At 68.0% G+C, this 1,034-nt stretch carries 1 protein-coding gene; it reads right to left on the bottom strand.

The annotated features are described in order from the left end of the window. Positions 1–1,034 (bottom strand): transglycosylase domain-containing protein (locus ACGF5C_RS35280; RefSeq protein ID WP_393308824.1); only part of this gene is annotated, 1,034 nt, incomplete at both ends.

Here is a 1,034-nt window from a genome sequence, read left to right as displayed (position 1 = left end):
GTCGCTGTTGGCGCTGGACGGCAGAACCTTCGGGTACACCATCTTGGCGCGTTCGGCGGCGGGTACGGAACCGGCCTTGACCATGCCGTCGAGGACGTAGTTCCAGCGCTGTTCGGCGCCCTTCGGGTTGTTCTCCGGGTCCAGGCCGTACGGCTGGTTGATGGTGGCGGCCAGCATCGCGCCCTCTTCGACCGTCAGCTGTTCGACCGACTTGCCGAAGTAGGCCTTGGCCGCGGCGTCGATGCCGAAGGTGCCGCGACCGAACGGAATCGTGTTCAGATACGCGGTGAGGATGTCGTCCTTACTCCACTGCCGCGCCATCTTCGCCGAGATCACCAGCTCGCGCATCTTGCGGCTCAGCGAATGCTGATTGCCGACCATCGCGTTCTTGACGTACTGCTGGGTGATCGTCGAACCACCACCGGCGGTGTCCTTGCCCATCAGGTTGTCGCGCGCGGCGCGGGCGAAACCGCTGATGGAGAAGCCCGGGTTGGAGTAGAAGTCCCGGTCCTCGGCCGCGATCACCGCATTGCGCACGTGCGGCGGGATCTGGTCGATGGTGACGTCGGTCCGGTTACCTTCCGGCGGAACGATTCTGCTGATCTGCGTGGTGCCGTCGGAGGCCAGGATCGTGGCGACCTGAGGGGTTTTGAGGTCGCCCGGCTGGGGTATCGAGACCGTCGTGTACGCGATCAGGAAGACCGCGCTCGGCACCACGATGGCCAATGCCACCAGGACATAGATCACTCGGCGCACGATGCGCCACGGCGATTTCTTCTTGGTCTTCGGGCCCCTGCCCGCCGACCCACCCGGACCGTCACCGCCGCCGTTGCCCTTGCGCGGCGGCGGACCCGACGGGGGCGTACCTCCGGCGACCGCGCGGCGTCCGCCGGTGCCCGGACCGGATCCGGGGCGCGTCCCGGCGCCACCCGGAGCCGACCGGTTGGCCGCGGTCGAGCGCGGGCCGCGCTGCGCCATCGCCTCACCGAGGGTTCCGGCCGCGATCTTCTGGGTGGCCTGAGGTTTCTGCTCGC

It is taken from the genome of Micromonospora sp. NPDC047620, from assembly GCF_043205005.1.
Lineage (GTDB): Bacteria > Actinomycetota > Actinomycetes > Mycobacteriales > Micromonosporaceae > Micromonospora.
This window is presented reverse-complemented; position numbering and strand designations above follow the sequence as displayed.